Here is an 8,886-nt window from a genome sequence, read left to right on the forward strand (position 1 = left end):
ACCTCCAGGGCCTATGTGGAGCGGCTTTTGGGGCTAGGGGTGAGGCTGAGCTACGCGGGGACGGGGAGGCCCTGGGAGAACGGGCACGCGGAGCGGCTGATCCGGACCGTCAAGGAGGAGTGGGTGGACCTGCGGGAGTACCGGACTCTGGAGGAGGCGCGGGCGTCGGTGGAGGCGTTCGTCTTTGAGGTGTACAACCGCAAGCGTCCGCACTCGGCCTTGGGGTACCTGACGCCTGAAGCTTTTGTGGACAGCCTGTTGAAAGGGGGTGGGAGCCCTGACTAAACTGACCGGTGAGGTGGTGCAAATTTAGGGGCGCAGTACAGGATGCCCCTCAGCACAAAGGCTGGGATAGAGGCCTCCATCTTGTAGAAGAGCACTCGGTTGGGATCGCCGGTGGAAACCCGCTGTAGGCGCATGCGGTCATGTAGGTTCGAGGCGAAAAGGTTGAGGATCTCGTCTCGGCCCACGAAGGGGTCGTCCCGGCTGCTGGCGTTGGCAACCCCCAAGATGTGAACCTTCTCCCGGTAGCCGAGTCCGGGGTTGGATACCCAAGCGTCCTCGTAGTCCCAGGCCGGGTCCGAAATCCGGTCCAGCTCCCGCAGATTGCGCTCCACCGCCTCCCAAAGCCCAGGCTCTTGGTCCTTACGCGAAAGGGCCTGGTGGAGCCATTCGGCCATGGCGGCGGCCTCGCTTTTCTCCAGGGCCTGCTTGATAGCTGCCACCGGATCCCGGAGGAGTGCCTCCAGATCCCACCTGATCTCGCCCCCGTCCTCCCTCACCTCTACCTTTCCTGCCTGCTCAACATAGGGGGGCGGCAAGGTGAGGGTGAAGGGCTCCACGTCCTGGGCTTGCCCGGCCCCGCTGTAGTTTTCCGATTCAAGCTTGCTGCGGTATTCCTGAATCCTTTGGGTAGCCCTTCTTATCTCTTCCAGAAGCTCGTCGAGGGCCTGCACCCAGATCGTAGCCAGCGCCCCCCGGCCTTCCTGGAGGCCCACGTCTGCAGAACGCTGGTAGATTCGCTGAAGTGTTGATCGATTGAGTACTGCATCTTGGGGCTGCCGAACCAGACCAAAAAATCCCCGTGAGAGGTTCTTGTTCACCCGAGTTCGGGTGTTCTCCAGGAGCTCATTCCTGTTCTCTTTGGTCCTAGCTGCCTCCCGTTGCAATTCTTGTTCCAGCGCTTGGGAACGCTGAAGAAGCTGTTTCAGGGAATCCTCGAGGCCCTTTAGCCCTGCACCCTGGCCCAAGGCTTGGGCCGCTTCCTGTCGGACGAAAGGCCTTATACCTTCACGGTGTTCGCGCAAAAGCGCTTCCCGGTGTTTTTGAGGAACCTCTTCGACCTGAGACTCCACGATGGACCACAGCTTTCGGTCTTCCTCCCGGGATGTGGCCGCGCGGGGCAGTTCCAGCTCGAGCGGGAGCGCGAGCGTCTTGAGTTCCTCCAGCTTGGCGTGGATGGCGGAGGGTGTCCATCCGTATCCCTGGTCAAGGAGTTTGTCCAGGGCCTTTAAGGCTTGGATGCGCTGGCTCTCCTGCTGTATACCCTCGGGCTCGAAGCGCAGTTCCGCGGCGCCAAAGCTGGCGTAGTGGGCGGTTTTCCCGTAATACCTGCCCTTTTGTTCGTTGAGTTTGTGGACGATGTTATCGAAGGTATCGGCTTGCTCTTTACCCAAAGGCCCCGCCGACAGGTAAAGCCCCAGACCCAAAAGCTCCATGAGGTCGTCGATCTCGTTGAAGGTCTTCCCCGCACGGTTCTGGCGGTTGACCAGGAAGACCATGTCAAAAGGCTTCTTGCGAACCTCGACCTCCCTCCCACCAAAGCGGTAGCGGAAGGTGTCTTCCAGGCTCATGAAGTAATCCAGCTCCTTAATCGCGGCGTAGGCGTTGGCCTCCACGTTCTGCGTGCCGGGCCGGTTCACATAGATGTCGGGTAGCAGGAAGTGGCCGAAAAGCTGGTCTTCATCCTTCATGAGCTGGCGCAGGACAAAGGCCACGTCCAGGAAGATACCCGATCCGGTCCCCCCGGCCAGTGACCCCACCAAGGCTACCGTGAGGTGGGGCGTGTAGGGCTCATAGATGTTGTTCCGGTCGCTGCTTGGGCGCTCGTCCCGGTAGTCGCGGGCGAGGGCGAGGAGGTCGCGGAGGTTCTCATAGACCACCGTGGCGTTGGCAAACAGGGCCAGCCGTCCCAAAGCACGAATCTGCCCGGCTCCCGAAAGGATGTTGGCCTTCAAATCGGCCTTTGCGGGAAACCACTCGCGGATCTCGTCATGAACGCGCGGGAGTAAGCTGGCCCCCCGGGCCTCGATATGGAGGATCTCGTCGGCCCGGAGGCGCACGGGCTTCTCCCCTTTCGGCGTCTGCGCCACCAGATGGTCGGTGTTGGCGCTGGTGGTGTCGATAAGCAGGTATTTGACCAGCGGAGGCTCCTCGCCAAAGGTCTCTAAAAAGCGCTTCTTGGCGTGTAAAAGGGCCTTCTTCCCTGTGCCTCCAAGCCCGATAAGAACGGTGCGCTTGAGCTTGCGAGCGCTGGGCACAGCTTGGGTGATATCCTGTGGCTCTGCAGTCATTGCGTTTCCTCACTTACGGTTGATCTGCAAGGAGCCCAGCTCCTTGCCCGAATCGTAAAACTTGAGAACCTCTCCCCATTCCAGGGGTGTTCTAGCGTCAACGGGATAGTTAGCGCTTTTGACCTCCACCCCCAGGGGAAAATCTTCAAGACAGGGCTTTCGCCGTTCGAGCCGCAGCCTGAGCCCCTCCAATCTTTCCTCTCCAAAAAGCCTCCCCACGTCCACCGCTCCTTTGAGGGGTTTGGAGACCTCCTGGCATCCTTTATCCGGAGCTGTGGTGAAAGTCCCTTTGCCCCAGGGCTGCTGCGACTGCCACCAGCGCCAAAGGAACCCCCCCAGGAGCAGTAAAGGAATTAGGAAGAGCCACCAGTAGCGCCTGAGCCAGTCCCACCAGGTCATGGGCTGGGTGACCGGTGGGAGGGTGCTGGGGGTCTGGAGGGTGCTTCCCGGGGGGGGCGTGAGCTGGAGGCTTGGCCTGACCGTGCTGCCGCCCCCCAACCCGGTGTTTTCCACCGCCACCTTCAACTCCTCCCCGGGGCGGAGTGTGGCTGGACCCTCCTGCCCGTTCAGGGAGGCCCTTAAGCCTTTGGGCGCCTCCACCGCCACCGTGAGGGGCTCCTTGGCCCAGGCGTTGCCCTGCAGCCGGTAGGTAAGGGCGGCCTTCTCCCCAGGCCGCAGTTGCAGGGCCTCGGGAACGTTGACGGGTACCAGGGTGTAGGCGCCCGGGGGGTGAAAAGCCAGCCGGAGGGGAATGCCTCTGGGTCGGACCACGGTTTCGCTGGGGGCTTTGGGGCAGAGCCAGGCCTGGTAAGTTCCGGGGGCGAGACCATCGGAGTTGCGCAAGCGGAAAGTCAGGGTCGCGGTACCCCCCGCGGGAATCCTCGAGGGCTCCACCTGCAGCAAAGCCCCGGCCCGATCTAAGACCGGAGCCTCCACGCTGAAGCCAACGGTCGGGACGGAACCCCGGGACTCCAGCTGGACGTCTCGCTGGACCTCCTTCTTCGCCCAAAGGTTGCCCAGATCGAGCGCAGAGGGGCGAAGGATCACCTCGCTCAGGCTGGGTACCTGGTTCGGAGGGGCCTCGAGAACCCGCGCGTTGGGTGCTTTGCTCAAGGAGGTAATCACGTCCTTAGGGGCCGGAATGCCCAGGCTGATGTAAAAGATCCAGTCATACGCGCCGCGCTGGAGTTCGTAGCGGCGGGTCACATCTTGGATGGTCAAAGGGGCGGGATCGTTGTCCTGCCCGTCTGTAAAGACGTAGACGTTGTAGGCCTCACGGGGCCGCCGATTGTGTCCGATACCCTCGAGGATCTTCAGAAGGGTAGCGTAGAGATAGGTTTGCGAGCCCCGGGCCTCGAGGGAATCCACATAACGGAAAAGGGCATCTTTCTCTGCGGGTAAAACAAAGGTGCGGCTAGGCCCCGGCCCGGCGTCGAAGGGCTGGATGGTAACGCGGCTGTCGGGGGGTAGCTGCTCTGCGAAACGCTTTAGCTCCATTTTGACCCGGGGAAAGATCACCCGCCCCTTACCGTCACCCAGCCCCATCATGGAGCCCGAGGTGTCCAAAACAAATACGTAGTGGTAGCGATCCGGTAGAGGTGCCTGCGCTGAGCCCGGGCCAGCTTCGCTGGTAGAGCAGGTTTGGGCGCGGATTGGGGAAAGCAGAGGAAGAATTCCCCACAAGGCCCACACAATCAACGACCCCGTAGCAACACGCTTCATAGACCCTGTGCTCCGTAAAATTTGCGCAACTGAGAGGGATAACCCCGTGCGAAAGCCCCTCCCCTGCTGCAAAGCCTTGGGTAGCGGGAGCGACTGCGGCTGGGTTCCCCATGGGACTGGAGACCACCCCAGGCCTTTGCGAGCACCTCAGAACAGATCAACGGCAAAAAGGCGTCGGGTGAGAAAGTCTTCCGGAGACTTCCCGAGCGAATTATTTTTCTCTGCAAAAGCCTTTCCTGAACCACGATCACCTCTGTTAGCGGCAAGTATCTCAAAGAGAAGCGACACATAATGTCGTTTCCGGGGGCCGGGAAACCTAGTGCGAAAGGGTCAACGGCGACAGCTCCCTCAAACGTAGGGCCTCCCCCCACCTGACTGCCAGGGTGCGAATCTCGCCGAGCCAGCGGACGCGCAAGTCCTCCGGGGCCACCACCTCCACCAGACTGCCCCAGGAAAGAACCCAACCCAGAAGCTCGAAGGGGTATCCATCCGGACCCGCATTCACTTCGTACACCGCCTCGGCGCGGCCATCTTCCAACGGGTGCCATTCCACGGCTTCCGGCAGATCCCCCTCCCGGAGCCTTGGAATCACCTCCGGGGCGAAGCGAAGCACGACCTGCACCTTGCGGTGAGCCAGGGTAACGCCCCAGGCCCCGGAAAGCAGCTGGTTCGGGTCGAAGCTCTCGGGGATAGAGTAGCGCTCGTCCAGGAGCACCGGGTTGGACATGCGGGCCAGCTTGTACACGCTGGGGCCGGGATGCCTTGAGCCGGGCATGCGGGCCAGCGCATACAGTGCCAGGTTCCAACGGTTCAGCTCCAGAAACCAGACCTCCAGCTTCCGTTGGGACCGTCTACCCTGCAGATCGCGGTAACCGACTTGCAAAACCCGCCGCTCCTGCCAGGCCCGGAGCACCATCTCCAGGACGCGATCGGAGGGGAGGTTGCGTCGGCGGTACGCCTCGAGGTCTCGCGCAACCAAGCCGCGAATATGCTCGGGAAGCTGCTTGATATGGCGGTGTAGCTCGTCTAAAAAATACTGATGATGGGTAGGGGCCTGGTGGTAGAAGAAGCGAAAGATGGTGTAGTTCAAGAGGAGGCTGTAGGGACTGTGCTGCGCCTGGGTAACCAGGTAATAGCGCCCCTGGGCGTCCACCTGTACGCTGCCGTGCAACTTGCGCAGGTCGTCGAGATCCCGCTGAATCGTTCTCTGGCTAATCCCAAGCTGCTCGGCCAGTTCTGCCGTGCTGCGTGGCCGAAGCTCTAAAAGCCTTTCAAGCTCCAACAGGCGTATAGATTTCTTGTACGACCGCTTTTCGCCCATACCTCATTCTAGCCGGGACGCAAACGAACGCCTGTGGAGTTTGACCTTGGCGAAGCACCCCGTTTAGGGCTATTGAGACCGCTCCACGGTCAGGCCAACGACCCGCCCAAGCCTAAACCCTGCCGCCACCATTCCCCCGGCCACCCTTGCGGCATAAGGGTAAAGGACAAGGATGCATCGAACCCATCCGCCTCGATTCGAAGCGGCATCAAGGTGGGCCGCACCAACAGACTACCCTCCGGCTCCGTTGGCAAAACTTCCTCCCGTATCAGGCGCTCCCCCGCAAAGACTCGAGCCCGCAGGGCGAGGCCCGGAGGATGGGTGCGGACAAAAGCCCCCCGGGGCCCGGTCCAGCCCTCCAGGCGCACCCTCACCTCCACGGGCAAGCTCGCTAGCTTGCGCCATTCGTTTTTCTGACCGTCGGTCCTGACCTCCACGATGAGTTCGTCCTTGGGGGTTAAGCCCTCTCCAATCTCCTGCGCCAGTTCCTCGGGACGCTCCTTAATCTCCCCCCCGGAGGCCAGGAGGAAGCGCAGGGGATGTTGCGCGGGGTCAAAGCCGATGGGGCGCACCTCGAGGGGCAAGAACTTTTATGGGCTCGAGGTAAGAGAATAGGGGTGGCTCGAGCTGGGGTAGCCATTCTTCACCCGATCATCTTGAGGCTGTGGGAAGCGCTCGAGCTTACAAAAACCGAATAAATACCCGGCCCAGGGCCTCGAGGTCGCCTAGATTCTCCTGCAAGACCCGGTACACCCGGCGTCGGTCAATCTCCAGATACTCGTGCACCAGCAGATTGCGAAAACCGATCATGCGCAGCCAACGCTCGGCTAAGGCCTCATCCACCAAGCCGCGTTCACGAAAAAGATAGACCAAATCTCTGGTACGCTCAAAGCTGCCCCAATCTTCGTCCGAAGCCACATGGGCGGCCATATCGCTAATGGCTTCGATGCAAAGCTGCAAAAACCGCTCCGCCGCACCGTATCGCTCGGGATTACCTAGAAATTCATCCAGGGAGTAGCCTGCCAGCCCCCGTAAGACCCGCAAATATTCCTCCAGGTGGGCCAGCCGCCGCCGCAGTACCTCAGGCCGCGTCACCCAGCCACCGCCTTTTCATAGCTTCCCGCTGGATGCGCAAGAGGGGCTCTAAGTCCCAGTATTCCCGCACCACCCGCGAAACATAGCTGCCCACGCAAAACCCCTCCCGCCGGTAAATCACCTTGTTGGCCCGCACTACCTCGAAGGCCAGCACTGGCGGGGCCTGGTTCAAAACCACCAAGTCGGTGCGCTCAAAACCGGCTTTCACCAAGTCGGTAAGGATCTCCAGCGTGGGATCGGGTTCTGGGGGCTCGAGGTACACCGCCAGGTCCCAATCGCTATCCGGGCGAGCCCCCCCAAAGGCACGGGAGCCAAACAAGAAAGCAGCTTGCACCTGCGGATACCTGGCAAATACAGCATAAAGCGAATCGGGTAAAAGGCTCCCCACAACCCCTAGGGTAGCAGAATCCGCCCCCAAAAACGAAGCAGCCCTACTGGGCTGCTTCGCGGCTGGCCCATCGGGGCTAGTTTCTCTCTACCGCGCCTATGTCGCAGCTACCGTTTTGTGGGCGGGCAACACCGCGTGCATCAGTAGAAAGCACATTATTGCTGAGGTCGGTGCAGGCCGCAGCGGGCACCCGATCCAGCACCGGGCTGCCTGCATTCGGGAGGTGGGTTTGTACCGGGCCTCCATTGTCGGCCAGGGGCCCCAGGCTGGGGTCTTGGTTGAGAATATCCGTACTGTCGCGGGTAAAGGAGCAGTCAGCATTGCTCTTGATGAGGTTGTAGCCATTGCTGGTAAGGGTGCCTTCACACTCCGGCCCAACGTTGCTAGTTGCGGTGTTGCCTGCTAGAATCACGCCCTTAAGCTTTACGGTTCCTCCAGCGATACGCAGCCCACCTCCGCGCGAAGCGGTGTTGTTGGTGATGGTCGAGAAAGCGATATTCAAGGTGCCATAGTTATAAATTCCTCCACCAGAGCCTGTGGTACTGTTACCACTGATGGTCACGTTGCTCAGGGTAGCAGTGGCGTATTGGTTGTTGTAAAACCCGGTACCGTTGTTGTTGCTGATGGTCACGTTGCTCAGGGTAGCGGTGCCTGCGTAGCTGTTAAACCCGGTACCGCCGTTACTGCTTATGGTCACGTTGCTCAGGGTAGCGGTGGCGTATTCGTTGTAAAACCCGGTACCGTTGTTGTTGCTGATGGTCACGTTGCTCAGGGTAGCGGTGGCGTATTCGTTGTAAAACCCGGTACCGTTGTTGTTGCTGATGGTCACGTTGCTCAGGGTAGCGGTGCCTCTGTAGTTATAAAACCCGTTACCGCTGTTGTTGCTTATGGTCACGTTGCTCAGGGTGGCGGTGCCGTCGTTGTAAACACCATACCCACCGTTATTTTTTACGACCACATCCTTCAGGGTGAGCGAACCACTATCGTTCCATACCGCAGATGCAGATTGTGGTGCCCGCTGAACGGTAAGGTTTTCCAAAACCGCCGTTTTACCCGAGTACACCTGAACCACCCTCGTGGCGTTGTTGCCGTCCAGGATGGTGGCATCGCGGTCGGCACCGCGCAGGGTGATGTTGCTCTTCAAGTCCAGGTCGTCGCCTTGCTCGTCTATGCTGCTGGTGCGGGTAAGGGTGTAGGTGCCCGCGGGAAGGTTGATGATAGCAGGAGTACCGAGGGCATTGGCCTCCATCACCGCTGCCCGCAGGGAGCAGTTGTTGTTGCTGTCGGCGCACTGGCCGTTACCGGGGTCAGCGTCAATCGTGTCAGCAGTGGTATTCACAGTGAAGGAGGCGGCCTGGTTTACGATCAGGGTTATTGTGGCCGTGCGCTCGATGCTGCCCGAAGCAGCCTTTAGCGTGAGGGTGTGCTGGCCCACCGGGGTATTGGCGCTGGTGGCAATAGTCAGGTTCTGCTGCAAGTTGCTGCTGCCCACGCTCAGGCTGGTGGGCGAGACGGTTTGAAGTGCTGCCCCAAATTTGGACCACCCCAAGAGAGAGACCGAGGGGTGTAGCCTGAAGGGGTAGCGAGATGCGCAGGTGGTCAGCGAAGGAAAAGGTAAAAATTGTGTTGGAGGTCTTGTCGGGTCAAAGGACCGTGGCCGAAGCCTGCCGAGCTCACGAGGTCGCAGAGTCCGTGCTCTACAGGTGGCAACGGGCGTTCTTGGATAACGCCCATGCCGCCTTCTCCCATAGCTGCGCAGAACAAGAGGCCCGCGTCCGCGAACTGGA

Annotated in this window: 9 protein-coding genes; 2 read left to right on the plus strand and 7 right to left on the minus strand. The window is 60.5% G+C overall.

Features of this window, described 5'->3' with window-relative positions; genetic code table 11:
• Positions 1–285 (plus strand): integrase core domain-containing protein (locus G552_RS15470; protein WP_036270869.1); only part of this gene is annotated, 285 nt, incomplete at its 5' end.
• Here the strand turns inward: G552_RS15470 and G552_RS15475 are convergent.
• The 7 genes from G552_RS15475 to G552_RS0112655 all read right to left on the minus strand — a co-directional run bounded on the left by G552_RS15475 (position 282) and on the right by G552_RS0112655 (position 8,648).
• Positions 282–2,573: a tubulin-like doman-containing protein gene (locus G552_RS15475; RefSeq protein ID WP_051195805.1), complete on the minus strand. Its 2,292-nt coding sequence runs from the start codon at positions 2,571–2,573 to the stop codon at positions 282–284. The two genes, G552_RS15470 and G552_RS15475, sit on opposite strands and share 4 nt — an antisense overlap.
• A 9-nt stretch (positions 2,574–2,582) precedes the next feature.
• Positions 2,583–4,295, minus strand: coding sequence for a vWA domain-containing protein (locus G552_RS15480; protein WP_245575202.1), 1,713 nt, complete (start codon positions 4,293–4,295; stop codon positions 2,583–2,585).
• Positions 4,296–4,611: 316 nt separating this feature from the next.
• Positions 4,612–5,616 carry a helix-turn-helix transcriptional regulator gene (locus G552_RS15485; RefSeq protein WP_051195807.1) on the minus strand — a complete coding sequence of 335 codons (1,005 nt, stop codon included), beginning with the start codon at positions 5,614–5,616 and terminating at the stop codon, positions 4,612–4,614.
• A gap of 89 nt (positions 5,617–5,705) precedes the next feature.
• Positions 5,706–6,200 (minus strand): hypothetical protein, encoded by a 495-nt coding sequence (locus G552_RS0112640; protein ID WP_027883353.1) that lies wholly within the window; start codon positions 6,198–6,200, stop codon positions 5,706–5,708.
• Positions 6,201–6,297: 97 nt separating this feature from the next.
• Positions 6,298–6,711 carry a type VII toxin-antitoxin system HepT family RNase toxin gene (hepT, locus tag G552_RS0112645; RefSeq protein ID WP_027883354.1) on the minus strand — a complete coding sequence of 138 codons (414 nt, stop codon included), beginning with the start codon at positions 6,709–6,711 and terminating at the stop codon, positions 6,298–6,300.
• A complete protein-coding gene (gene mntA / locus G552_RS0112650) occupies positions 6,698–7,099 on the minus strand; it encodes a type VII toxin-antitoxin system MntA family adenylyltransferase antitoxin (protein ID WP_027883355.1) in 402 nt (133 codons plus the stop codon). Before mntA ends, hepT begins: the two co-directional genes overlap by 14 nt.
• 76 nt (positions 7,100–7,175) lie before the next feature.
• The gene (locus tag G552_RS0112655) at positions 7,176–8,648 is read right to left on the minus strand and encodes a right-handed parallel beta-helix repeat-containing protein (RefSeq protein ID WP_169447890.1); all 1,473 of its coding nucleotides are present in this window, start codon (positions 8,646–8,648) and stop codon (positions 7,176–7,178) included.
• 38 nt (positions 8,649–8,686) lie between these two features.
• On the opposite strand from G552_RS0112655, the gene G552_RS16550 reads away from it, so the two are divergent.
• Positions 8,687–8,886 (plus strand): transposase (locus G552_RS16550; protein WP_027883357.1); only part of this gene is annotated, 200 nt, incomplete at its 3' end.

The organism is Meiothermus rufus DSM 22234 (assembly GCF_000423425.1).
GTDB classification, from domain to species: domain Bacteria; phylum Deinococcota; class Deinococci; order Deinococcales; family Thermaceae; genus Meiothermus; species Meiothermus rufus.